Genomic DNA, 22,392 nt, shown 5'->3' on the forward strand with positions numbered 1-22,392 from the left:
AGTGACCGACTGCCGCGATGACGTTGATCTCCTTCCATTCTCAGGCCCCAGTGGCTGGCGCGCTGTCGGTGCCGATGGCGGGACCAGGCGTGGCGATGCCGGCTGAGGCGGCGCTGTTCGCGTCGTTGTTGCAGATGGCGCCGATGATCGAACTGGGTACCGGCGGCACGCGGCAAGCCGAGGCGGCAGGCGGCAAGACCTTGCCGGCAAGCCCCGGCAGCGAGGAGCTGCCGCACGGCGAATTGCTTGCGCTGTGGCTCGCGATGCCGATGTGTGACCTGGTGCCGCCGTCGTTCGATGCGGCAGGGGTTGGGCCGCCGGTTACCCGTGGCGCTGCTGCGACGGCCGCGATTGCAGCGCCGCTGCCGTTCCTGATGTGTGAGCCTGACGAGGTTGATCCGATTGAGCTGCCGGGTGCGATTCCCGGTGCAGGAGATGTCGATACTGCGGCCGTCGCCGCCGCCGGCGTCGCCGCGTTGTCGCAACGCGCAGTGTCGGTGGCGAGAGAGGCGGCTCCCACGCCCGACCTGGCCGCGATTGCAGGTGACGGCGGTCAGATGGCTGCGCCCACGCTTACCAGTGGCAGGGCGTCGCTCATGGTGTCGGTCGCTCTTCCCGCCGTGGAGCTGCCGCCGCTGGTTGCGCCCGCCGCGGCCTCGACGCCTCAAGATGCGGCGTTGCATGAGATGGGCCGCGACGATCCCTTGAAATCGACGGACCACATGGTCGCTGCACCTCAGGTCAGCGAGGGGCATGCCGCGTCGGACGCAGATCCGGTGATGGCGCCGTTGCTAGCTGATCGTCCGGTGATTGCCGCGAACGCGACGCCAGCCGTCCGCGGCGCTCTGATGGTCGGGGCAGCAGACACCGAGAACGTCGAGCCACTGGTTGGCAGGCCGGCGATTGTTGACGCGGTCGTGACTCCTTCACCGGCGTCAATCGCTGCGGCCGCCGTTCCTCGCGCCAGTTTGGGCGCAGCAGGCGAGCCGCCGGTCACTGTCGGTGTTCAATCTCCGGAGAAGGTGGCCCTCGAGAGCGACGCGCCGTTTCTGTCGCCAGTCACCATCATCTCGGACCGCGCGGGCCAGGCGGGGCGCGGTTCAGCTGTGACCCCGACGGCTCCGGTGGTTCAGGTGCCATCGCTCGCGCCTCAGGCCGTGCCGCAACCTGCAGCCGTGCCGGCGATCGCGCCGGCGGCGCAGGTGTTCGCCGCTGCCATTCACCAGGCAGTGCGCGACGAACGCCGCCTTGATCCTGCGGAAGGACTGATCGCATGGGCGGGCATTGCTTCGTCGGCCGCAGCCGGAAGCGACCTTATGGCGGCTGCGCCGATCGTCATGACCAGCAACGACTGGCCAATGAAGATGATCGGCCGGATCGAGATGATCCGCGACGCGCTGGACGCTGTGGATACCAGCATCCGGCTGGTGCCCGACAAGCTCGGCGCGATCGACGTGTCGCTGCGCCGCGAGGGTGATGCGGTCGCGGTGCAGATGATCGCACAGAGCCCCGAAACCCGGCAGATCCTAGCCGAGGCACAGCCGCGGCTCGTCGAGCTTGCGGAGGCGCGCGGGCTGAAGCTGTCGGCGCATCTCGGCGATGGCAGCAGCACCGGGCAGCAGCATCAGCAGCAGCCACAGGCGCAGCGCACGCCGACCGGCGCGCCAGCCACATCCAACCGTTCGACCCATCTCGCCACCAGCGATGCCGGTGGCGGGGACGACGACCGAATCGCGTGAACACCAGGGACGTTTGACCAATGAGTGACAAGGAACAGGCCGAGGGCGCGCCCAAGAAGAAGGGCAAGCTGGGCAAGATCATTGTGATGGCAGTCGGCGGCCTCGTGCTGGTCGGCGGGGGGGTCGGTGCCGGCCTCTATGCGGCCGGATCCGGCCTCGTCGGCGCTGCACATGCGGAAGATCCGAACAAGCCCAAGCTGGTGCCCAAGGGTGCCCAGCCCGCGCCAGAGGGCGACGAAGGCGGGCATGGCGGTGGCGAGGAAAAGCCGACGCCGGAAGGCGCGGCGGGCCCCTACGCGTCCAATTATTACGCGTTGGAAAAGGAGTTTACCGCCAATCTCCAGGATTCGGTGCATTTCATCCAGGTCGGCATCGCCATCTCGACGCCGTATGATGAGAAGGTCATCCAGAACCTGAAGGCGAACGATATCGCGATCCGCTCCGCGATCCTGATGACGCTGGGCGACACCACCGAGGACCAGGTCTTTTCGTCCGCCGGGAAGATGGCGCTGGCCAAGCGGCTGGAGGGCGCAATCAACACGACGCTGAAGCAAAAGGAAGGCTTTGGCGGCGTTGGTAACGTCTACTTTACCAATTTCGTTGTTCAGTGAACGTGCATGGTTAACGCCACGTCCTCTCCTCCGCGCGAACGGCGCGAGCGATCCCGCGCACGGCCGGTTCAGGCCGGCGTGCTCGGGCAAGCAAAGCTCAATCCGTTCGGCGACCTGCACACGCTGCAGCATCTCTCGGCGCGTCTCGCCCGGGGGATGCGCGGCGTGTTCGAGCCGTTGCTGCGCGAAGAGGTGCGGGCCTGGGCGGAGCCGCTCGCGGTGCAGCGGTTCGCCGATTATCGCGCGGAGCGCCCTGACCGGCTGACTGCGTGGCTGCCGATGGGGATGGACGATCGCACCGCGCTGCTGGTGCTGGACGGCGAGTTCGTGCTGGAGCTGCTCGACCTGTTCTTCGGTGGCACGGGCGCCGCGCCGGCCGACATGCCGCGCGAATTCTCACCCGCGGCGGAGGCGATGGTCGCGCGGCTGGGCGACATGATCGCGCGCCCGCTGACCGCCGCCTGGGAGCCGCTGGCCCGCGTGTCATTCTCGATCGGGCGGTGCGAGGCCAATGCCTCAATGCTCGCCGATTTCGACGGCGATGACGCGATGATCGTCACCCGGTTCGGTATCGCGCCGGGACAGGAAAAGCCGGCCTTTGTCGACATCGTCTATCCCGTCAGTGCTCTGAAGCCGCACGGCACCGCGCTGACCGGCAAGGTCGTGGCGAAGGCGGCGGCCGAGGATGCCCTGTGGCAGACGGCGCTGACCCGCGCGGCAATGAACATCCGCTTCCCGGTGCGCTCGGTCCTCGCGGAACCGACGATTCGCCTGTCCAAGCTGATGTCGCTTCAGCCCGGTGACGTGATCCCGATCAGCTTCGGCCAGGACGTGCCGGTGATGGTCGGCAACGATCGCCTCGGCACCGGCACGGTGGGGACGTCGAACGGCCATGCGGCGATCAAACTGACCTCGCTCGCTTCTCTCGAAGGATTGACCCAGTGAACGACATGAGCGGCGGCTTCCCGCCAAAGGACATGGGCGATGGCGCCCTCGCCGCGAATTTCCGCCTGCTGCAGGACGTCGACGTCAAGCTGACGGTCGAGATCGGCTCCACCCAGCTGACGCTGCGCGAGCTGCTGGCACTGGGTGAATCGAGCGTGATCGAGCTGGATCGGCAGGCGAACGAGTTGCTCGACGTGTTCGTCAACGGAACGCTGATCGGCCGGGGCGAAGTGGTGACGGTGGGCGACCGCTTCGGCGTGCGCATGACCGAGCTCGTCAATCCCGACAAGCGCGGCTGATCATCTGCGATGATGTGGTCCTATATCCTGAAGCTGATCGTGTTGCTGCCGCTCGTCTGCGGCCTGATGATCGGCTGCCTGTACCTGTGGCGGCGGCTGGAAAGCCGCATGCCGGGACGTACCGATACGCGCCTCATCAACGTCAAGGAGACGATGATGATCTCGCCGGGGCTGCGGCTCGCGGTGGTGGAATTTGAAGGCAAGCGGCTGCTGGTGTCGGTCGGCCGCGGCGGGGTGACGCTGGTCGATCGTGCCGACGCGCCGAGGACCCTTTCGTGAGCGTGACCCGCGTCGGCAACGGCCCGGCCCTGTTCCGCGATGTCGAGCACCGCCGCCCGGTGGCGTTCCCGTGGGGCAAGGTGCTGTTGATCGCCTTTGCCTTCCTGGTTGCGGTGCTGGTCGCCATGCCTGCGCTGGCACAGGGCGCGCCGGTCGCGCCGGCACCTGCCGCACCGGGAGCAGGGGATGCGGTGGATCGCGCGCTGGGGCAGCTTGGCGGCGGGCCGAACGGCTCGGGCTCGATGTCGCTGTCGCTGCAGGTCCTTATCATCATGGGCCTGCTCAGCATTCTGCCGGGCATCCTGCTGATGATGACCAGCTTCACCCGGATCATCATCGTGCTGTCGATCCTGCGCCAGGCGATGGGCCTCCAGCAGACGCCGCCCAACCAGGTGCTGATCGGTCTCAGCCTGTTCCTGTCACTGTTCGTGATGGCGCCCGTGATCAGCCAGATCAACACCACCGCGATCCAGCCTTATGCCGCAGGGCAGATGGGCGGCACCGACCTGATCAAGACCGCCGGTGCACCGCTCCATGCCTTCATGGTGAAGCAGACGCGGGTGAAGGACGTGACGATGTTTGCCGAAATGGCAAAGTCGGGCCCCTATGCGACGCCCAATGACATTCCCTATTCGGTGCTGCTGCCCGCGTTCGTAACCAGCGAATTGAAGACTGCGTTCCAGATCGGCTTCCTGATCTTCCTGCCCTTCCTGGTTATCGATCTGGTGGTTGCCACCGTGCTGATGGCGCTGGGCATGGCGATGCTCAGCCCGACGATCATCTCGTTGCCGTTCAAGCTGCTGTTGTTCGTGCTGGTCGATGGCTGGGCGCTTACGATGGGCAGTCTGGCCAACAGCTTCGCCACGTAGCGCGATCACGCAAGCCGCGCTGACCGAGCGCATGGTGCAGGTGAGAAGTCGGATTTCAGCATGGTAGACGCAGATTATTTCCTCACCGTGGCGAACCAGACGCTCTGGGTGCTGGCGCTCGCCGCGGCGCCGATCCTGATCCCTGCGCTGGTTTCCGGCCTGATCCTGGGCATGATCCAGGCCGCGACCTCGATCCAGGAACAGACGTTGAGCTTTGTGCCCAAGCTGATCGTGGTCGGCCTGTCCTTGGTCATTTTCGGCGCGATGATCCTGGGGCTGCTCAGCGATTTCACCGTCTCGATCTTCGAACGCATTCCCGACCTGGTTCGATAGGCCGGTGACGAGGGTTCTCGATCTGCACGCGGCGGCAATGGCCGGCGGGGCGGCGCGGCGATGCTAGGGCTGGGCCTGTCAATCGAGCCGCAATTGTGGGCGCTGATCTTCGTCATGGTGCGCGTCGGCGCGGCCTTTGTCGCGGCGCCGGTGTTCGGCAACGTCTCGGTTCCGGTACAGGTGCGCGTCGTCCTGGCGGGGGCGGTCGGCGTGCTGGTGCTGGGGATGCATGACGTGACACCGCCGCCGCAGGTGTTCGCGGTCGCGACCTTTCTGGCGATCGCGGCCGAGGCGCTGGTCGGGCTGGCGCTCGGCTTCATCCTCCAGATCGCCTTTGCGGCGCCGCTGATTGCCGGCGAAGTCATTGGCGGATCTATGGGCATCGGCTTTGCCAACATGGTCGATCCCAATACGGGCCGCTCCTCGCCCGCCATCGGCCAGTTTCTGTCGATCCTGCTGACGCTGCTGTTCCTGTCAGTCGACGGGCACCTCGTCCTCGTCGACACGGTGGCGCGCAGCTATACCGCGCTGCCGCCCGGTGCTGCCTGGCTCGCGCCCGCCCAGCTGCGCGATATTGCGCTGTTTGGCGGTTATGCGTTCTTTGCCGGCCTGCTCCTCGCGCTGCCGGTCGGCTTCCTTTTACTCTGCCTTAATCTGGTGGTCGGTATGATCTCGCGGTCGGCCCCGGCGCTGAACCTGTTCTCGATCGGTCTGCCGGCGAGTCTAGCGGTCGGCGTCATCGCGATGGCGGCGGCCTTCCCGGCGATGGGGGATTACATGCTGGTCGTCGTGCGCGAGGGCCTGGAAGCGGCACGGAGCCTGGTACTTGGCTGACGAGTTCGGCGAAAAGACAGAAGCCCCGACACCCAAGCGTCTGAAGGACGCGCGGAAAAAGGGTGACGTCCTCAAATCACGTGAGTTCGCAACGGCGCTCGTCGCGCTGGCGGGGGTGGCGTGGCTCGTCTTCTTCGGGCCGATGCTGATCACCGCGTGCAAGGGCGTGATGGCGGAAAGCTTCCAGTTCACCCGCGGCGACGTGGAGGATTTTCAGCCGTTTCGCCCGCTTGCCGCGGCCGGGTGGAAGCTGCTGCCTGCGTTCGGGACGCTCTTCGCGATCGTGATGGCGGCTGGCGTTGCCAGTTCCGCGGCACTCGGCTCGCTCCAGTTCAACGCCGGACTGCTGGCGCCCAAGGGCAATCGCATCAATCCCGCCTCCGGGCTGAAGCGCATTTTCGGCATGAATGGCTGGATCGAGCTGGGCAAGTCGCTGCTCAAGGTGGCGCTGCTGGGATCGATCGGCGTGTGGCTGCTGATGAGCAGTGCGCGCACGACGTTGGGGCTTGCCCGATCGGACCTTGGCGCTGCGGTTGATGCGCTGGGCGGTACGCTCACCACCTTGATGATCGTCATGTCCATGGGGCTGGTCGCGATCGCGCTGCTCGACGTACCGCTGCAGATGTTCCAGCGCATGAAGAAGCTGCGCATGTCGAAGCAGGAACAGAAGGACGAGCACAAGGAGAGCGAGGGCAATCCCGAGGTGAAGGCGCAGATCCGCTCGCGCCAGCACGCGATGCTGTCCCGCTCCACCCGCGGTGCGGTTGCCGAGGCGCATGTCGTGCTGACCAACCCGACGCATTTTGCGGTGGCGCTGCGTTACGATCGCGGACGCGACCAGGTGCCGGTGGTGGTCGCCAAGGGCCGCGGCGCGACCGCGCTGGCGATTCGCGAGCTGGCGGGCGAGATGGCGGTGCCGATCCTCGAATATCCCATGCTCGCGCGTGCGGTGTATTACACCAGCCGCGAGAATCAGGAGGTGCGCGATGACCTTTATATGGCGATCGCGACGGTGCTGGCGTTCGTCTTCAATCTGAACGCGGCCGCTGGCGGTGCGCCGCTGCCGCCGATCGACGTTCCGGCCGGCGCGCGCTTCGACGAGAATGGCGTCGCGTTGCACTAGAGCAGGGGACAGCCGCCGGTCCGGCGCAAAGCGCTAAATCTTTGCGTTGCGCGGCCGTTTAATCCGACGTCATGACCACCGTCTCCAGCAGCGGCGCCACGCCGACCCCGACCCCGACGCCCAGCACGACGAGCGTGACCAAGTCGGCGGCGAGCGCGCTGCTGACCTCGCTCAACACCGGATCTGGCGTCGATACCGACACGCTGGTCACCAGTCTGGTTCAGGCGCAGTTCGCCGCCAAGAATGCGGCGATTACCGCCCGGTCCGATAAACTGACCGCGCAATTGTCCGGCGTGTCGACGCTGAAGAACATGATCACCGATTTCACGACGGCGCTCGAGACGCTGGTGAAGAGCGGGACGCTCCAGTCGCAGCCGGTCAGCTCCAGCCCGGGCGTGTTGACCGCCACACCGATCACCGGTGCGAAGCTGACGGGGTTCAGCGCCAGCATCGGGGTGGAGCGGCTGGCGACCGGCCAGGCGGCGGTGTCCAAGGCGAGCGTGGCCAGCAAGACCGAGGTCCTGGGATCGGGCACCTTCGTGCTGAAGGTCGGCAGTGCGGTGCTCGATCCTGTCACCGGCGAGATGACGAGTGTGGACGCGGTGGGCGATCCGATCGAGATCGAGGTGAAGGACGCGTCGATCACCACCATCGCCGCCGCGATCAACGCGCGCAAGGCGGGCGTCACTGCGTCCGTCGTCACCGATGCCGATGGCCGCGCCTATCTATCGCTGAAGGGGGACACGGGCAGCGCCAAGGCGTTCACGCTGGAAACGTCGATCGACCCGTCGACCAAGCTGTCGCAGTTCGCGGTCGGCCCGACCGGCAGCGGCATGCAGATCACCAGCACGGCCGGCAACGCCGTGCTGACGGTTGATGGCATTCGGGTGGAGCGCGCGTCCAACACCATCACGGACCTGGTCGAGGGCGTGAAGCTGGACCTGCTGTCGACCTCGACCGCGCCGGTGTCGCTCACCTCGTCCACGCCCACCGCAGCGTTGACCAACGCCGTCGAGGACTTTGTCTTCACCTACAATCAGGTGTTCGCCGAGTTGAAGAAGCAGACGGACCCGATCACGGGCGAACTGCGCAGCGACACCGGTGCCAAGAACATGCTGAACAGCCTGAAGTCGCTGTCGCTGCGTGACCTCCTGCCGAACGCCGCGCCGGGTACGCCGCGCACGCTCGCCGAGATCGGAGTCGGGACTAACCGCGACGGCACCCTGTCGGTCGGCACCGACCGCCTGACGCAGGCGATCAACCAGTTTCCCGGCGCGCTGGAGGCGATGTTCTCCAACTCGTCCGATGGTACCGGCGCGCTTGCGGCGATGAACTCGATCAAGCTCAATGCCACCAGCACCCTCTACGGCCTGGGTGCGTCGACGACGCGCTACAATCAGGCGAAGAGCGACCTGGTCGATCAGCAGGACAAGCTGACGCTGCAGCAGGAAAAGATGACGACGCGGCTGACCCAGCAATTCGCGTCGATGAACGCGCGCGTCGCCGCTTACAAATCGACGCAGACGTTCATGGAAAACCAGATCAAGGCGTGGACCAAGAGCGATAATTGATGGCCTATGCGTCCGCCCTGTTGCGCGATCCGGCGCAGACGTACCGTCGCATCGACCTGGCCGGCCGTACCGCCAACGCGGATGGCCCCGCGCTGGTGCAGCTGCTCTACGACGAATTGTGCCAGGCGCTGCGCGTGGCGGCTTGGGCGGCGGAGAACCGCAAGTTCGCGGTCAAGAGCGAGCGGGTGACGCGTGCCACCGCGATCCTGTTCGCGCTGGAGGCGAACCTGGATTTCGAGCGTGGGGGCGAGGTGTCCGTGACGCTCGCCCGCCTTTACAGCGGCGCGCGCAAGCAGGTGATCGAGGCGAGCCTTGGCCAGGATGGCAAGCCGTTTCGCGACGTGGCGGATACCCTGTCGGAGATCGCAGAAGCGTGGCGGGCGGCACGCGCGGCCTGACCGGCAGGGGTAGGGCCTAGCGCAGCCAGTGCCGTCCGGCGAACCAGGCGACGACCGCGATCGAGATTGCCGCGCACAACGCGACGATGGCGTTGAAGGCCCAGGGCTCCTTGGCGAGCCACAGACCCTCCACGTTCATGCCGTATAGACCGGTGATGAACGTGAGCGGCAGGAACACCATTGCTGCGATCGAGATCATCAGGCTGCGCTGATCGAGCTGCTCGGCGCGCAGATCGGTCAATGCCTCGTGCATCAGGCTTGACCGTTCGCGGATCGCCTCCACCTCCTCCGCCATCCGCGCGGCACGATCGGCGGCAGCGAGCAGGTGGGCGCGGTCGTCGGGTTGCAACCAGTCGCCGTCCATCTTCGCCATCTGCTCCAGCGCGGCGCGCTGCGGGTTGAGGAAGCGCCGGTAATTGATCGCTTCCACCCGGACCCGCGTGACGTTGCGGCGGAGGGCGAACACCTTCTTGGCGTCCAGCTGCTGCTCGCAATCGTCGAGATCGTCGCCGAGATCGGCGACTACCGGGTCGAGATCGCCAGTGATGGCCGTTGCGAAGGCTGCGATCAGGTCACCGGGGTCGCGCACCCGGCCGCCCGCCACGTCGCGTTCGACCACGTCGGTCGCCAAGAGATGCTTTCGCGTGACAGAGATCACACGGCCCCTGGTGACCCAGATCCGGACCGAGGCCAGCATGTCGGAGGAATCGAGCTCCTCGTCGGTGCGGCCGCGCAGGTTCAGGAAGGCGCCCTCGTCGATCGCATCGCACCGCGGACGCGTTTCCTGCGCCGTCAGCGGATCGACGATATAGTCGGGCAGCCTTGCCTCATCACGCAGCCACGCCTGCGCATGTTCCGCCGTATCGGTCAGGTGCACCCACACCATCGTGGCATCGCTGGCCAACGCGTCGCGGACCGAAACCTTCTCCGCCTCGTCAGCACCGACGCGATAGCCAAAGCCGCTCACGCCATTCTCACATCGACGGTGAGGCCGGGCAGATCGACCGGGGGGACGGCGCATGGCAGCCGGTCGGCATCGGCGCGGGCACGATCGAGAATCGCCGACGGCACGTTCGCGCCGTGAGTCACCCGGTCGGCATTCGCCAGCAGCCGAGCCTGGCGTAGCGTCAGATCGTCGGGTTCGGGGGAGGTGAGGACCATGCGCTCGACACGACGTTCCCCGCCATCGGAAGGTTCCCGCGTGGGCGGTAGTGCCTGATCATCGGCGAAGTCGCGCAGCACATCGAGCGTTTCGCCGGGCGCGAGTGCCGCAGCGATGGCCCGGCGCCGGGCGGTGGCATCCGGAAAGCGCCCGCGCCACACGCCGCGCGCCGCGTACAGGGCGTCAGCCAGCCGGCCAAGGTTCATCGGTAGCAGCGCCTCCAGCCGCTGGCGCAGCGCTGCCGCCAGCCCGGCCGATGCGCCGCCCGTACCGATCGCCACCAGGACCGGGTTGCGATCGACGATCGCCGGCAGGGTGAAGTCGCACAGCTCGGGGCGATCCACCGCGTTGACCAGGATGCCGCGCGCCTTCAGCCGCGCGACGGCCGGCTCATCATCCACGACGATGGCCAGTCGCGGATCGTCGCCAGGCGATGCCGGGCGCTCGCTCTCGGTCAGAATGACGGCGCCGGCGCGTTCCAGCAGCCGCCGTTTGGCGGCCGCCGCCTCTCCCTCGCCCACCAATATCACCGCCCGGCCGCTCAGCCGGACGAAGATCGGCAGGCTGTGGAGCGTCACAGCCAGTCCGGCACGCGCTCGGCAGCGAGGATCGTCTCGGCCGAAATCCGGTCCGCCACGACGGCGTACCGGTCGCCGTCGACCAGCACCTCGGGCACCAGCGGGCGCGAATTGTAGGTCGACGCCATGGTCGCCCCATAGGCGCCCGCCGTGCGGAAGATCGCCAGATCGCCGGACTTCACCACGTCGATCTCGCGGTCGCGCGCGAACGTGTCACCCGTCTCGCATACGGGCCCCGCGATATTGGCGACCATCCGCTCACCCGTGGGATGAACGGCCGCGAAATCATGCCAGGCATCGTAGAGGGCCGGGCGGGCCAGATCGTTCATCGCCGCATCGACGATGACATAAGGGTTGGTGACACCCGGCTTCACCCAGATGACTTCGGTCAACAGCACGCCGGCATTGCCCGCGATGACACGGCCAGGCTCGAACATCAGCGTCACGTCCCAGTCGCGCGTGATGCGTGCGACCATCGCGCCGAAATCGGCCGGGTCGGGCGGCACGTCGCCGTCCTTGTAGGTGACGCCCAGGCCACCACCGAGATCGACATGAGTGATCGTGTGCCCGGCGGCGCGCAGCTCGGCGACGAAGGCGCCGATCCGCTCAAAGGCCGCCTCGAGCGGTGCGAGGTTCAGCAGCTGCGAGCCGATGTGGATCGCGACGCCGCGCAGGTTCAGCCCGTCGAGCTGCGACAGCCGGCCGAAGATGCCCGCGGCCTCGTCGATCGCGACGCCGAACTTGTTCTCGCGCTTGCCGGTCGAGATCTTGGCGTGGGTGCCAGCGTCGACGTCTGGATTGACGCGCAGCACCGCGCTGGCCGTCTTGCCGCGCGCTGCCGCCAACTCTGCCAGGACGACGCCTTCCTCTTCCAGCTCGATATTGAACTGGCCGATGCCGGCCTCGATCCCCTTCACCAGCTCCGCACGTGTCTTGCCGACGCCGGAGAAGACGATGTCCTTTGCCGGCATCCCCGCGGCGAGCGCGCGCGCCATTTCACCGCCGGACACCACGTCGGCGCCATAGCCTTCACTCGCCAGCACCTTCAGCACGGCGATGTTCGGGTTCGCCTTGATGGCGTAGGCGAGATGGACCCGCGCCACGTCTTTCAGGCCATCACGGAAGCGGCGGGCCTGGGTGCGCAGGGTGTTGGCGGAATAGACATAGACCGGCGTGCCCACCTCTGCAGCAATGCGCGAGAGCGGGACGGCTTCACAGTGAAGCTCGCCGTTGACGAGTGCGAAATGATCCATTGCTTACCTTGGCGGGAGGTCGAATTCGTCGCTGCGGCGCTGTTCTGAATTGCGCAGCACTTCGTCGCTGCGGCCGGGACGGGCTTGCGGCGAGGGGGTGAGAAGGTCGGCCGGGGTTGGCGTGGCGGTCGCGCCATAAGGAGCGACGGGCAGATGTTCTCCCTCCGCCGGCCGCAACCCGCGCGACGAGCCACAGGCCGCCAGCAGGAGCGTGCCGGCGAGGAGAACAACTGCCTTCATGCCAATGCCTCGCGTGCTTCACGGATCGCGGCGCGCACATTGTCGGGTGCGGTGCCGCCGAAACTGGTTCGGCTGGCCACCGACGCATCGACCGACAGCACGTCATAGACGCGCGCGTCGATCCGCGGATCGATGGCGGTGAGATCCTCGATTGGCAGCTGGTCGAGCCGGACGCCCGTCGCTTCCGCCCGGGCGACCGCGCGGCCGGTGATGTGGTGCGCCTCGCGGAAGGGAATACCCGCCTCGCGCACCAGCCAGTCGGCAAGATCGGTGGCGGTGGCAAAGCCGCTTTCCGCCAGCGCGCGCATGCGATCGGTGCGGAAGGTCGCGCTTTCGACCATGCCGGTCATCGCCGCGAGGCAGAGGCCGAGCAGGTCGTGGCATTCGAACACCGGCGGCTTGTCGTCCTGCATGTCCTTTGAATAGGCCAGCGGGAGCCCCTTCATCGTCACCATCAGGCTGACGAGGCAGCCGGTGATCCGCCCAGCATGGCCGCGCACCAGCTCGGCCGCGTCGGGATTGCGCTTCTGCGGCATGATCGAGCTGCCGGTCGACCATTGGTCGCTGAGCGCGACGAAGCCGAACGGCTGCGAGGCCCAGAGGACGAACTCCTCCGCCAGCCGCGACAGGTGAAGCGCGCATTGCGCCGCGCAGGTCAGGTACTCGATTGCGAAATCGCGATCCGAGACGGCGTCGAGCGAGTTGCGCGTCGGCCCATCGAAGCCGAGCACCGCCGCGGTGGCATGACGATCCACCGGGAAGCCGGTGCCGGCAAGCGCGGCCGAGCCGAGCGGCGACAGGTTCATCCGCACCCGCGCGTCTGCAAAGCGGCTGACGTCGCGGCGCGCCATTTCGACATAGGCCATCAGATGATGGCCCAACGTCACCGGCTGCGCCGACTGAAGGTGCGTGAAGCCGGGCATCACGCTGGCGGCATGTTCCTCGGCGCGGTCGAGCAAGGCGCGCTGGAAGGCAGTGAGCGCGGCGAGCGTCTGATCGATCGCGTCGCGCACCCACAGGCGGAAATCGGTCGCCACCTGATCGTTACGGCTGCGCGCGGTGTGCAGCCGGCCGGCGGTGGGGCCGATCGCGTCGGCCAGCCGCGCCTCGGTCTGCATGTGGATGTCTTCGAGCGCGAGATCCTCGGCAACGCCAGCCTGTTCGTAATGTGCCTCGACCGTCTCGAGCCCGCGCGCGATCGCCGCGGCGTCATCGGCGCCGATGATGCCCTGTTTCGCGAGCATCGCGACATGCGCCTGGCTGCCGCGGATGTCCTGCCGCCACATTCGCTTGTCGAAGGGTATGGAGGCATTTATCTCGCGCATGACCGCGGCCGGCCCTTCGGCAAATCGTCCGCCCCACATCTGGTTGGAACCGCTCATGTCATCGCGCTCGGGAACTGTCTTTCTCCTTGCGGCTGCGCTCGCAGCCTCGGCTTGCGATAAGCAAACGCCCGCCGGTGAGCAAGCGAACGTCGCAGGGGCGAGCAACGCCAGTCCCGACGAAGTTTCCCCGGACGGAGCGGTCGGCAGCAAGTCAGCCGCCAGCGTCGCCGGTAAGATCGACCGCACGCATCAGGGCGAAGCAGCCCCGTCGGTGACCTTCTTCGATGCCGCGGGCAAGAAGACGAGCCTCGCCGATTTCCGCGGCAAGCCGGTGCTGCTGAACCTGTGGGCGACGTGGTGTGCGCCGTGCATCAAGGAGATGCCGAGTCTGAATGCCGCCGCCGCGATCGCCGGAGACAAGGTCCATGTGCTCGCGGTCAGCCAGGACATGCAGCGCGAGAAGGTCGCCCCCTTCTTCGCCGAGCAGCGGCTGACCCGGCTGGTGCCCTATGTCGATCCCGAGCTCGGCCTGAGCCTGGCCTATAAGGCGAACCTGCCGATGACGATCATGCTCGACGCCAACGGGCGCGAACTGTGGCGGGTCAGCGGGGCGCGTGACTGGGCCGATGCGGAATCGACCGCGTTGATCGCGGCGAGCTGATCCGCACTGCGGTCAGGGCAGGAGCAGCGAGGCGTCACCGTAGGAATAGAAGCGGTAATCGTTTGCGATCGCGTGCGCATAGGCCGCCTGCATCCGATCGAGGCCCATCAGTGCCGATACCAGCATGAACAGGGTCGAGCGCGGGAGGTGGAAGTTGGTCAGGAGGCCGTCGATCCCGCGGAAGCGGTAGCCGGGCGTGATGAAGATCGAGGTGTCACCTTCGAATGGCCGGATCGTGCCGTCCGCATCGGTGGCGCTTTCAATCAGGCGAAGCGACGTGGTGCCTACGGCGATTACTCGCCCGCCGGACGCGCGGACCGCGTTCAACCGATCGGCGGTCGGCGCGTCGATCCGGCCCCATTCTGCATGCATCTGATGGTCGGCGGTGTCCTGCGCCTTCACCGGAAGGAAGGTGCCCGCGCCGACATGCAGCGTGAGCGTGGTGTGGGCGATCTTTGCTGCGTCCAGCGCCGCGATCAGGTCAGGCGTGAAATGCAGCGCGGCGGTGGGCGCGGCGACGGCGCCGGCTTCGCGCGCAAACATCGTCTGGTAATCATCGGCATCGCGCGCATCGGTCGGGCGCTTCGCGGCGATATATGGTGGCAGCGGCATGCGGCCGGCACGTTCCAGCAGCAGTTCGACGGGCTCGTCGCCGGCGAAGTCGAGCGCGAAGCTTCCGTCCTGCGCGCGATCGCTTGCGGTGGCGGAGACGCCTGCGCCGAAGTCGATCGTGTCGCCAGGGCGAAGCCGCTTGGCGTTGCGGATGAAGGCGCGCCAGCGACGCGGCCCTTCGCGCTTGTGCAGCGTTGCGCCGATCCGCGCCTCGCCGCGGGTGCCCTCAAGTTGGGCCGGGATCACGCGCGTATCGTTGAAGACCAGGATGTCGTTGGCGCGCAATTCGCTGGGCAGATCCGCCACGATCCGGTCGCGGGTGGCGGCGCCGTCTAGCACGAGCAGGCGAGCGGCATCGCGCGGCGCCGCGGGCCGGAGCGCGATCCGTTCCGGCGGAAGATCGAAATCAAAAAGGTCGACGTTCATATCTGGCGGCGCTGTCCAACATGGCGGGTGGCGGCGATCATGGCCGCCTGACGAGCCGCACGCCGGCGCGGCATGGCCGGCAGCAGCTTCGCCGCCCGCCTATGCCGGCCATCGGCCAGAAGGCAAGGGGCGGCTCAGCTCAGGCTGCGGGCGCCGCGTACCAGCCGGCCGGGTGTGCGGCCGGTCCATTCGCCGCGGGCGAAGGTCGGCACGCCGGACTTCACCGTCCATTTGTAGCCGCGTGGCTGTTGCAGGAGGCGGGTGCCGCCGGCGGGCAGATCCTGCACGATCTCGGGCGGGGCGAGCGCGAGGTCGTCGAGCGCGATGACGTTCAGATCGGCGAGATAGCCGGGTGCCAGAACCCCGCGATCGTGCCAGCCGACGTGCGCGGCGTTCTTCTGCGTGTAGCCGTGGACCAGCGATTCGATCGGCGTGCTGAGGCCGGCCTTGTTGCCACGTGACCAGAGCGCGAGCGTGGTGGTGGGGAGGCTGCCGTCGCAGATCGTGCCGCAATGCGCGCCGCCGTCGGACAGGCCGTAGAGCACATGATTGCCGGTCATCATGCCGTGTACGTCGTCGAGGTTGCCGCGGGCATAGTTGATCAGCGGCATGTAGAGGAGGCGGCGGCCGCCTTCCTCCATCAGTGCGTCATAGACATAGGCGGCGGGATCGACGCCGGCGCGGGCGGCCTCGGCGGCGATCGACTGGCTTTCGTGCGGTTCGTAATCGACCGGATCGGTCATCCGGAACATGCGCGAAAAACCGCGTGTGATCAGCGCGATAAAGCCTTCGCTGGCGTGGAAGCCGGCATGTTCGGCGAGGATTGCCGAGCGCACGTCCGGATCGGCCAGCGCCTCCAGCCGCGCGTCGACGCTGGCGCTTTGCGCGGCGATGCGGCGGTAGGTGGGGGCGACGACGAAGGGGTTGGTAGTGGAGGCGAAGGAGAGGATCGCGCCGATCGGGCGAGGGGCGACCTGCGCGCTGACGGGGAGGCCGTCGGCCACCATCTGATCGATCTCGCGATAGATGCTTTTCCACCGGTCGGGCGCGTCGTCGGTCTGCTGCACGGTGAAGGAGACTCGGCGGCCGCTGGTGGTGGCGAGGCGGCGGATCAGCTGGAGTTCGGCGGCGGCGAAATCATCGTCGGCGGTGAGATAAGCGTCGGAAATCAACTGGATGACGCCCTTCCCCGTCTGCCGCAGCGCGGCGGCGATGCCGAGCAGTTCGGGATCCTCCGCCGTCAGCGTGCCGATGTTGAGGCCATCGCGGCTGCGGTGCGCATGGGTGCGCGAGGTGGAGAAACCGAGCGCGCCGGCCTCCATCGCCTCGGCGGTGAGGGTGGCCATGCGATCCACCTCACCTTGCGTCGGACGGGCCAGATGGTCGCCGCCGCGGTCGCCCATGACATAGGCGCGTAGCGCGGCATGGGGCATGTGGGCGCCGAGATCGATGGTATATTCACGCTCGCTCAAGGCATTGAGATAATCGGGAAAACTTTCCCAATTCCACGTCAGCCCCTCCGCCAGAGCGGTGCCGGGAATGTCCTCCACCCCCTCCAGAAGCTGGATCAGCCAGTCGTGCTTGTCGGCGCGGGCGGGGGCGAATCCTACGCCGCAATTTCCCATCGCGGCGGAGGTGACGCCGTTGATCGAGGACGGGGCGAGAATCTGGTCCCAGGAGACCTGGCCGTCATAGTGGGTGTGGATATCGACGAAGCCGGGGGTGACGATGCAGCCGTCGGCGTCGATGGTTTCACGTGCCGTTCCAGACACTTGGCCGACCGCGACGATCCGGTCGCCCTGCACCGCGACATCGCCGCGGAAGCGGGGGGCGCCGGTGCCGTCGACGACCGTGCCGTTCTTCACCAACAGATCGAACATGTGGCCTCTCCTGGAATTGTAATGGGGTCAGTCCGGCCTGTTGCCGGAGAACATTGGCCTGTCTGCGGAGACGATTGGCCACGTCTGACACGGGGCTGGCCTCATCGCGGCAGACCGAGAATCTTGGCTGCCTGTTCGGGTGTGGCGACCGCGCGGCCGGCCTGTTTCGCCAGCGCAACGACCTCCGCGATCAGCTCCAGGTTGCCGGGCTGACGCTCGCCGCCGAAATCCTCCAGCCCGACGCGGACATGGCCGCCGCGTTCGATCGCGAGCTTGGCAAGGCCGGTTTCCACGACGCAATCGCCGATCGCGGCGACGGCCCAGGGAAGCGACGAGCCCTCAAGTATTTCGAGATAGGCGTCGAGCGCCTTCTCCGTTGGCGGAAGCCCGAAGGTGACGTTGCTGCGCTTGCCGTCGAGGAAATTGTAGCGGCCGCCGAAATAGAGCTTCACGAAGGTGCCTGCGGGGAGGCGGCCGGCCTGTTCATAGGCCAGCGTAGTACGCAGCCAACCGGGTTCGTAGATGGCGATCGCCGGGCCGAGCTTCTCCGCCTCGTGCAGATCGGCGAGCCAGGCGATGTCGCGGTAGGTGGTGGCGTAGAGGACCGAGGCACCGGGCAGGCCGTCGGGGCCGTGCGTGCCGAGATTGACCGAGCCGGGATCGAATGCGCCCATGCGAACGCCGGCGCGGGCGAGGCCGCGATAATGGCTGAAGCGCGCCTCCACATCGGGGCCGGTGGCGACGGTGCCCCAGAGGATCGCGTCGGGCCGCGCCGCCAGCACGGGGGCATAGGCCGCCAAATAGCGATCGACCGCGGCGTCGCCGGTCATGTCCATCCGCTCGATATGCGTGTGGACGATCGCGGCGCCGGCCTCCATCGCGGCCAGCGCCTCGCTGGCGAGTTCGTCCGGCGTGATCGGCACGTTGGGATTGCGCGATTTCGGCGTCGCGCCGTTCAGCGCGGCCTCGATGATGAGCGGCGGCATGTCAGGCGGCGACCGCCTCTTGCAAGGGGGCAGGCGCCGGCTGGCGACCGCGGATCAGCTTGCCGGGGAGGGCATCGGTCGGCTCGCCGTGCTGATAGATGACCTGACCCGACTTGATCGTCGCGACATAGCCCTTCGCCTTTTGCATCAGGCGGCGCGCGCCGGTGGGCAGGTCGTAGATCATGTACGGCTTGCCGAGTTCGAGCTGGTCGAAATCGATGACGTTGACGTCGGCGAGATAGCCGGGCGCGAGCAGGCCGCGGTCGGCAAGCCCCACGGCGAGCGCGGTGTCGCGGGTCTGCTGCTTCACCGTGCCGGCGAGGTCGAGCAGAGGCCCGCGCGTGCGATCGCGGCACCAGTGGGTCAGCATGAAGGTCGGCAGGCTGACGTCGCAGATCGCGCCGACATGCGCGCCGCCGTCCGACAGGCCCGAGAGCGTGTTGGGATTGGTGATCATCGCGTGGACGTTGTCGAGATTGCCCTCGACGTAATTGTGCATCGGGAAGAACAGGAAGGCGCGGCCCTCGTCCTCGAGCAAGGCATCATAGACGAGTTCGTCGGGGTGGACGCCGAGCCGCTCTGCCTCCGCCGCGAGGCTGGTCGAGGGATCGGGTTCATAGTCCACGCGGTCGGTGATGCGGAACATCTTGTGCTGCGCGCCGGCGACCGAATTGACGAAGGGATGATCCTTCATCGGCGCCTCGGCGATGAGGCGCGCGCGGAACTCGGGATCGCGCATCCGGGCGACCTTCTCCGCCAGCGGCAGGTCGGCGATCTCGCGGTAGCTCGGCCGGCTGATGAAGGGGTGGACCGACCCTTGCAGGCCGAGCATCAGCCCGACCGGGCGGCCGGCGATCTGCGCCTTCAGCGGATAGCCTTCGGCGACGGCGGCATCGAGCCGCTGGGTCAGTTCGCGCCATTGGTTGGGCACGACATCGGCCTGAACCATCGAGAAGCTCAGCGGCTGGCCGGCGATCTTCGTGAGGTCGCGGACGAGGCTGAACTCCTCGTCCATTTCCTGGAAATCGGAGACCCATTGGAGGACGCCCGAGCCAGCGTCGGCGATGCCGCGGGCGATCGCCTCCATCTCCTCGCGCGCGGCGCGCACGGTGGGGGTGAGATCGCCGTCGGCGGTGCGGTGGACCATCGTGCGGGTGGTGGAGAAGCCGAGCGCGCCGGCGCGGATCGCCTCCGCGGTGAGGCGGCGCATTTCCTCATTCTCCTCCGGGGTCGCCGGATCGCGGTTAGCGCCGCGCTCGCCCATCACGTACACGCGAAGCGCGCCGTGCGGCACCTGAACGGCGACGTCGATGTCGTGCGGGAGCTGGTCGACGGCATCCATATATTCGCCGAAGCTTTCCCACTGCCACGACAGCCCTTCGTGAAGCGCGGCGCCGGGAATGTCCTCCACCCCCTCCATCAGCCGAATCAGCGTGTCGTGATCCTGCGGGCGGACCGGCGCGAAGCCGACGCCGCAATTGCCGACGACGACCGTGGTGGCGCCGAGCGTCGAGGACGGGTCCATGCGCGAGGCCCAGGTGATCTGGCCGTCATAATGGGTGTGGATATCGACCCAGCCGGGGGTGACGAGCTTTCCCGTGGCGTCGATTTCGCGGCGCGCCGGGTCGCTGACGGTTCCGATCGCGACGATGCGATCGCCGGAAATCGCCACATCGCCGCGGGTGGGGGCCGCGCCCGATCCATCGACGATCGTGCCGCCCCGAATGATCAGGTCGTACATCGTGCCTCTCCATTTTCTACGTCTTTTGCCGGCGATGGTGACTTCGCGGCGGCGGTGAGGCAAGGAGATTCGAACGAGTGACTTAGGAGTGGGTGATGGCGACGACAGCAGCGGCGGCAAGAAACGAGCAGGCGGGCGCGCAGGCAAATGCCCCGTCCGGCGACAGTGCGACGCTGGAGCGGCTGCTGCGCGAGCGGCGTTCGGTGCGCGGGTTCAAGCCCGATCCGGTGCCCGCCGAACTGCTGGAGCGGGTGATGGAGATGGCGCAGCTGGCGCCGTCCAACTGCAACGTCCAGCCGTGGACCGCGCATGTCGTGTCGGGGGCGTCGGCGGAGCGGATGCGCACCGTGCTGCACGATGCGGCCAAGAGCGGCACCAAGATGACGCCCGATTTCCCGCTGACCGGCGCCTATCCCGGCCATTATCGCGGGCGGCAGATCGATGCGGCCAAATCGCTGTTCGCGGCGACCAATGTGGCGCGCGAGGATGTGGCGGCGCGGACCGAATCGTTCCTGCGCAATTTCCGCTTCTTCGACGCGCCGCACGCCATGTTCCTGTTCATCCCGGCCTGGGCGGGGATGCGCGAGGCGGCCGATTGCGGCATGTATGCGCAGTCGTTCATGCTGGCGCTGACCGCCAATGGCCTGGCATCGTGCGCGCAAGGGGCGCTGAGCCACCATGCCGAGATCGTGCACCGCGAACTGGGCGTGGGCGACGACCACAAGCTCTTGTTCGGCATCGCCTTTGGCTATGAGGATCCGGCGCATCCGGCGAACAGCGCGCGTACCGTGCGCGACAAGGACCATGTGCTGCACGGCTGATCGCCGGCAGGATCGCGCGCCGCACGGGTGATCCGCCAGACGTGATCGCCGGCGCGTGCGCGCATCCGCACTTTCCCCAGGCGCGACAAGAGACTATGCCCGCCCCCAGTTCCATGACTCCAGCAAGCCCCCTTTTGCCGCCTGCCGACTGGCGGGACTTCCTCGCGCTGACCAAGCCGCGCGTGCTGACCCTGGTGGTGTTCACCGGGCTGTGCGGCATGCTGGCGGCGCCAGTGACGATCCACCCGGTGCTCGGCTTCACCGCGATCCTGTGCATCGCGCTGGGCGCGGGCGCGGCGGGGGCGCTCAACCAATGGTATGAGGCGGACATCGATGCGGTGATGAAGCGCACGATGGGCCGGCCGCTGCCCGCCGGGCGGATGGATCGCCAGTCGGCGTTGCATTTCGGGGTCGGGCTGGGCGCGTTTTCGGTCATCCTGATGGGGCTGGCGCTGAACGTCGCGGCGGCGGCGATCCTGACCATCTCCATCCTGTTCTATGTCCTGATCTATACCGTCTGGCTGAAGCGGCGGACGCCGCAGAACATCGTCATCGGCGGGGCGGCGGGCGCGTTTCCGCCGCTGATCGGCTGGGCCGCGGCGACGGGCGATGTCGCGCTGCTGCCGCTGCTGTTGTTCATGTTCGTGTTCCTGTGGACGCCGCCGCATTTCTGGGCGCTCGCGCTGTTCGTGAAGACCGATTACGCCAATGCCGGCGTGCCGATGCTGCCCGTCGTGGCGGGCGAGAAGGTGACGCGGCACCAGATCGGCCTCTACACCATCCCGATGGCGATCGTGGCGGTGGCGCCGTGGCCGCTGGGGCTGACCGGTGCGATCTATGGCGTGGTGTCGAGCGTGATGACGGCGTGGTTCGGCGTGCTGGCGTGGCGCGTCGCGCGGCGCACCACGGCCGCGGACGACAAGATGCTGCCCGAAAAGGCGCTGTTCAAATTTTCCATATTGTACCTGTTTGTGGTGTTTGGCGCGCTTGTCGCCGATCGGTGGATTGCATGATTGATGATCGGGATCTGATCCGGCGCCGGCAGAAAAGCCGTGCGGTCGTGATGGCGGTGTTGCTGGGCGCGTTCGTGGTGCTGGTGTTCGCCATTTCCATCGTGAAGATCAGAGAGGGTCTCGCGCACTGATGTTGGCACGTATTTCGGGCAAGGGGCGGACCGCTGCCTTTGCCGTGCTTGGCCTCCTGTTCATGACCGGTCTCGCCTTCGCCAGCGTGCCGCTGTACCGCCTGTTCTGCCAGGTGACCGGGTTCAACGGCACCACGCAGCGCGGGCTGGAGGCGCCGGGCGCCGTCGCCGGCGAGATGAAGATCGACTTCGACGCCAACACCAACGGCAAGCTGCCGTGGCGCTTCACGCCCGAACAGCCCAACCAGCGGGTGGTGATCGGCGCGCGCAACATGGCGTTCTTCACCGCGACCAACCGCGCCGCCGTGCCGACCACCGGCACCGCCACGTTCAACGTGACGCCGGGGCAGGCGGGGCAATATTTCACCAAGATCGAATGTTTCTGCTTCACCGAACAGACGTTGAAGCCCGGCGAGACGATGCGGATGCCCGTCATCTATTTCGTCGATCCGAAAATCCTTGAGGATCCCGACACGCGGGATATCGAGACCATCACGCTCAGCTATACGTTTTACCCGGTAGATTCGGGCAAGCCGTCCAGCTAAGCGAACGCAAAACACAG

General features: G+C 67.1%; 25 protein-coding genes. 16 read left to right on the forward strand and 9 right to left on the reverse strand.

Annotation, left to right across the window (positions count from 1 at the left end; translation table 11 throughout):
* Positions 1-17 precede the first annotated feature (17 nt).
* The 11 genes from XM50_RS04785 (at position 18) to fliS (ending at position 9,001) form a co-directional block, all read left to right on the forward strand.
* Entirely contained in the window at positions 18-1,739 is a 1,722-nt protein-coding gene (locus XM50_RS04785; protein WP_082102718.1) for a flagellar hook-length control protein FliK, read from the forward strand.
* Between the two features lie 20 nt (positions 1,740-1,759).
* A complete protein-coding gene (locus tag XM50_RS04790) occupies positions 1,760-2,350 on the forward strand; it encodes a flagellar basal body-associated FliL family protein (RefSeq protein ID WP_046407807.1) in 591 nt (196 codons plus the stop codon).
* 6 nt (positions 2,351-2,356) lie between these two features.
* Entirely contained in the window at positions 2,357-3,295 is a 939-nt protein-coding gene (locus tag XM50_RS04795; RefSeq protein WP_046407810.1) for a flagellar motor switch protein FliM, read from the forward strand.
* A complete protein-coding gene (gene fliN / locus XM50_RS04800) occupies positions 3,292-3,594 on the forward strand; it encodes a flagellar motor switch protein FliN (protein WP_046407812.1) in 303 nt (100 codons plus the stop codon). The genes XM50_RS04795 and fliN overlap by 4 nt, the downstream gene beginning before the upstream one ends.
* Before the next feature lie 9 nt (positions 3,595-3,603).
* Positions 3,604-3,873, forward strand: coding sequence for a FliO/MopB family protein (locus XM50_RS04805; RefSeq protein ID WP_046407814.1), 270 nt, complete (start codon positions 3,604-3,606; stop codon positions 3,871-3,873).
* Positions 3,874-3,875: 2 nt separating this feature from the next.
* Positions 3,876-4,742 (forward strand): flagellar type III secretion system pore protein FliP, encoded by an 867-nt coding sequence (gene fliP, locus XM50_RS04810; RefSeq protein ID WP_432430983.1) that lies wholly within the window; start codon positions 3,876-3,878, stop codon positions 4,740-4,742.
* A 60-nt stretch (positions 4,743-4,802) separates the two neighbouring features.
* Positions 4,803-5,075, forward strand: coding sequence for a flagellar biosynthesis protein FliQ (fliQ, locus tag XM50_RS04815; RefSeq protein ID WP_046407818.1), 273 nt, complete (start codon positions 4,803-4,805; stop codon positions 5,073-5,075).
* A gap of 60 nt (positions 5,076-5,135) precedes the next feature.
* Entirely contained in the window at positions 5,136-5,909 is a 774-nt protein-coding gene (fliR, locus tag XM50_RS04820) for a flagellar biosynthetic protein FliR (RefSeq protein WP_046407820.1), read from the forward strand.
* On the forward strand, positions 5,902-7,032 hold the full coding sequence (locus XM50_RS04825; RefSeq protein WP_046407822.1) for an EscU/YscU/HrcU family type III secretion system export apparatus switch protein: 1,131 nt from the start codon (positions 5,902-5,904) through the stop codon (positions 7,030-7,032). The genes fliR and XM50_RS04825 overlap by 8 nt, the downstream gene beginning before the upstream one ends.
* A 71-nt stretch (positions 7,033-7,103) precedes the next feature.
* Positions 7,104-8,603 carry a flagellar filament capping protein FliD gene (gene fliD / locus XM50_RS04830; RefSeq protein ID WP_046407824.1) on the forward strand — a complete coding sequence of 500 codons (1,500 nt, stop codon included), beginning with the start codon at positions 7,104-7,106 and terminating at the stop codon, positions 8,601-8,603.
* Complete coding sequence (fliS, locus tag XM50_RS04835) at positions 8,603-9,001, forward strand: flagellar export chaperone FliS (RefSeq protein ID WP_046407825.1); 399 nt, start codon at positions 8,603-8,605, stop codon at positions 8,999-9,001. Before fliD ends, fliS begins: the two co-directional genes overlap by 1 nt.
* A 16-nt stretch (positions 9,002-9,017) precedes the next feature.
* On the opposite strand, the gene XM50_RS04840 is transcribed toward fliS, so the two are convergent.
* The 5 genes from XM50_RS04840 to argH are packed head-to-tail and all read right to left on the reverse strand — an operon-like array spanning position 9,018 to position 13,598.
* Positions 9,018-9,968, reverse strand: coding sequence for a CorA family divalent cation transporter (locus XM50_RS04840; protein ID WP_046407827.1), 951 nt, complete (start codon positions 9,966-9,968; stop codon positions 9,018-9,020).
* A complete protein-coding gene (locus XM50_RS04845; protein WP_046407829.1) occupies positions 9,965-10,741 on the reverse strand; it encodes a precorrin-2 dehydrogenase/sirohydrochlorin ferrochelatase family protein in 777 nt (258 codons plus the stop codon). The genes XM50_RS04840 and XM50_RS04845 overlap by 4 nt, the downstream gene beginning before the upstream one ends.
* A complete protein-coding gene (lysA, locus tag XM50_RS04850) occupies positions 10,738-11,994 on the reverse strand; it encodes a diaminopimelate decarboxylase (RefSeq protein WP_046407831.1) in 1,257 nt (418 codons plus the stop codon). The genes XM50_RS04845 and lysA overlap by 4 nt, the downstream gene beginning before the upstream one ends.
* A 3-nt stretch (positions 11,995-11,997) precedes the next feature.
* Positions 11,998-12,234, reverse strand: coding sequence for a hypothetical protein (locus XM50_RS04855; RefSeq protein WP_046407832.1), 237 nt, complete (start codon positions 12,232-12,234; stop codon positions 11,998-12,000).
* The gene (argH, locus tag XM50_RS04860) at positions 12,231-13,598 is read right to left on the reverse strand and encodes an argininosuccinate lyase (protein WP_082102726.1); all 1,368 of its coding nucleotides are present in this window, start codon (positions 13,596-13,598) and stop codon (positions 12,231-12,233) included. Before argH ends, XM50_RS04855 begins: the two co-directional genes overlap by 4 nt.
* Positions 13,599-13,614: 16 nt before the next feature.
* On the opposite strand from argH, the gene XM50_RS20940 reads away from it, so the two are divergent.
* Entirely contained in the window at positions 13,615-14,220 is a 606-nt protein-coding gene (locus tag XM50_RS20940; RefSeq protein WP_046407835.1) for a TlpA family protein disulfide reductase, read from the forward strand.
* A gap of 12 nt (positions 14,221-14,232) precedes the next feature.
* Here XM50_RS20940 and queA read toward each other — a convergent pair whose 3' ends face one another.
* The 4 genes from queA to XM50_RS04885 form a co-directional block, all read right to left on the reverse strand.
* Complete coding sequence (gene queA, locus XM50_RS04870) at positions 14,233-15,258, reverse strand: tRNA preQ1(34) S-adenosylmethionine ribosyltransferase-isomerase QueA (RefSeq protein WP_046407837.1); 1,026 nt, start codon at positions 15,256-15,258, stop codon at positions 14,233-14,235.
* 134 nt (positions 15,259-15,392) lie between these two features.
* Complete coding sequence (locus tag XM50_RS04875) at positions 15,393-17,138, reverse strand: N-acyl-D-amino-acid deacylase family protein (RefSeq protein WP_046407838.1); 1,746 nt, start codon at positions 17,136-17,138, stop codon at positions 15,393-15,395.
* A gap of 101 nt (positions 17,139-17,239) precedes the next feature.
* A complete protein-coding gene (locus XM50_RS04880; RefSeq protein WP_046407840.1) occupies positions 17,240-18,124 on the reverse strand; it encodes a 3-keto-5-aminohexanoate cleavage protein in 885 nt (294 codons plus the stop codon).
* 1 nt (position 18,125) lies between these two features.
* A complete protein-coding gene (locus XM50_RS04885) occupies positions 18,126-19,865 on the reverse strand; it encodes an N-acyl-D-amino-acid deacylase family protein (RefSeq protein WP_046407841.1) in 1,740 nt (579 codons plus the stop codon).
* Between the two features lie 95 nt (positions 19,866-19,960).
* Here XM50_RS04885 and XM50_RS04890 point away from each other — a divergent pair, with 95 nt between their 5' ends.
* The 4 genes from XM50_RS04890 (at position 19,961) to XM50_RS04900 (ending at position 22,375) form a co-directional block, all read left to right on the forward strand.
* A complete protein-coding gene (locus XM50_RS04890; protein WP_082102720.1) occupies positions 19,961-20,686 on the forward strand; it encodes a nitroreductase family protein in 726 nt (241 codons plus the stop codon).
* 113 nt (positions 20,687-20,799) lie between these two features.
* Positions 20,800-21,699 (forward strand): heme o synthase, encoded by a 900-nt coding sequence (locus XM50_RS04895; protein WP_046407843.1) that lies wholly within the window; start codon positions 20,800-20,802, stop codon positions 21,697-21,699.
* Positions 21,696-21,830: a hypothetical protein gene (locus XM50_RS20945; protein WP_269430559.1), complete on the forward strand. Its 135-nt coding sequence runs from the start codon at positions 21,696-21,698 to the stop codon at positions 21,828-21,830. Before XM50_RS04895 ends, XM50_RS20945 begins: the two co-directional genes overlap by 4 nt.
* Positions 21,830-22,375 carry a cytochrome c oxidase assembly protein gene (locus XM50_RS04900; protein WP_046407844.1) on the forward strand — a complete coding sequence of 182 codons (546 nt, stop codon included), beginning with the start codon at positions 21,830-21,832 and terminating at the stop codon, positions 22,373-22,375. Before XM50_RS20945 ends, XM50_RS04900 begins: the two co-directional genes overlap by 1 nt.
* Positions 22,376-22,392: the final 17 nt, after the last annotated feature.

It is taken from the genome of Sphingomonas sp. Ag1 (assembly GCF_000980895.1).
Taxonomy (GTDB): Bacteria; Pseudomonadota; Alphaproteobacteria; order Sphingomonadales; family Sphingomonadaceae; genus Sphingomonas; species Sphingomonas panaciterrae.

What these genes read in the sequence shown, in the direction of transcription:
- XM50_RS04785 (WP_082102718.1), top strand. Translation starts at nt 18, where the DNA reads ATGACGTTGATCTCCTTCCATTCTCAGGCCCCAGTGGCTGGCGCGCTG.
- XM50_RS04790 (WP_046407807.1), top strand. Translation starts at nt 1,760, where the DNA reads ATGAGTGACAAGGAACAGGCCGAGGGCGCGCCCAAGAAGAAGGGCAAG.
- XM50_RS04795 (WP_046407810.1), top strand. Translation starts at nt 2,357, where the DNA reads ATGGTTAACGCCACGTCCTCTCCTCCGCGCGAACGGCGCGAGCGATCC.
- XM50_RS04805 (WP_046407814.1), top strand. Translation starts at nt 3,604, where the DNA reads ATGATGTGGTCCTATATCCTGAAGCTGATCGTGTTGCTGCCGCTCGTC.
- fliQ (WP_046407818.1), top strand. Translation starts at nt 4,803, where the DNA reads ATGGTAGACGCAGATTATTTCCTCACCGTGGCGAACCAGACGCTCTGG.
- fliR (WP_046407820.1), top strand. Translation starts at nt 5,136, where the DNA reads ATGCTAGGGCTGGGCCTGTCAATCGAGCCGCAATTGTGGGCGCTGATC.
- fliD (WP_046407824.1), top strand. Translation starts at nt 7,104, where the DNA reads ATGACCACCGTCTCCAGCAGCGGCGCCACGCCGACCCCGACCCCGACG.
- fliS (WP_046407825.1), top strand. Translation starts at nt 8,603, where the DNA reads ATGGCCTATGCGTCCGCCCTGTTGCGCGATCCGGCGCAGACGTACCGT.
- lysA (WP_046407831.1), bottom strand. Translation starts at nt 11,994, where the DNA reads ATGGATCATTTCGCACTCGTCAACGGCGAGCTTCACTGTGAAGCCGTC.
- XM50_RS04855 (WP_046407832.1), bottom strand. Translation starts at nt 12,234, where the DNA reads ATGAAGGCAGTTGTTCTCCTCGCCGGCACGCTCCTGCTGGCGGCCTGT.
- argH (WP_082102726.1), bottom strand. Translation starts at nt 13,598, where the DNA reads ATGTGGGGCGGACGATTTGCCGAAGGGCCGGCCGCGGTCATGCGCGAG.
- XM50_RS20940 (WP_046407835.1), top strand. Translation starts at nt 13,615, where the DNA reads ATGTCATCGCGCTCGGGAACTGTCTTTCTCCTTGCGGCTGCGCTCGCA.
- queA (WP_046407837.1), bottom strand. Translation starts at nt 15,258, where the DNA reads ATGAACGTCGACCTTTTTGATTTCGATCTTCCGCCGGAACGGATCGCG.
- XM50_RS04875 (WP_046407838.1), bottom strand. Translation starts at nt 17,138, where the DNA reads ATGTTCGATCTGTTGGTGAAGAACGGCACGGTCGTCGACGGCACCGGC.
- XM50_RS04880 (WP_046407840.1), bottom strand. Translation starts at nt 18,124, where the DNA reads ATGCCGCCGCTCATCATCGAGGCCGCGCTGAACGGCGCGACGCCGAAA.
- XM50_RS04885 (WP_046407841.1), bottom strand. Translation starts at nt 19,865, where the DNA reads ATGTACGACCTGATCATTCGGGGCGGCACGATCGTCGATGGATCGGGC.
- XM50_RS04890 (WP_082102720.1), top strand. Translation starts at nt 19,961, where the DNA reads ATGGCGACGACAGCAGCGGCGGCAAGAAACGAGCAGGCGGGCGCGCAG.
- XM50_RS04895 (WP_046407843.1), top strand. Translation starts at nt 20,800, where the DNA reads ATGACTCCAGCAAGCCCCCTTTTGCCGCCTGCCGACTGGCGGGACTTC.
- XM50_RS20945 (WP_269430559.1), top strand. Translation starts at nt 21,696, where the DNA reads ATGATTGATGATCGGGATCTGATCCGGCGCCGGCAGAAAAGCCGTGCG.
- XM50_RS04900 (WP_046407844.1), top strand. Translation starts at nt 21,830, where the DNA reads ATGTTGGCACGTATTTCGGGCAAGGGGCGGACCGCTGCCTTTGCCGTG.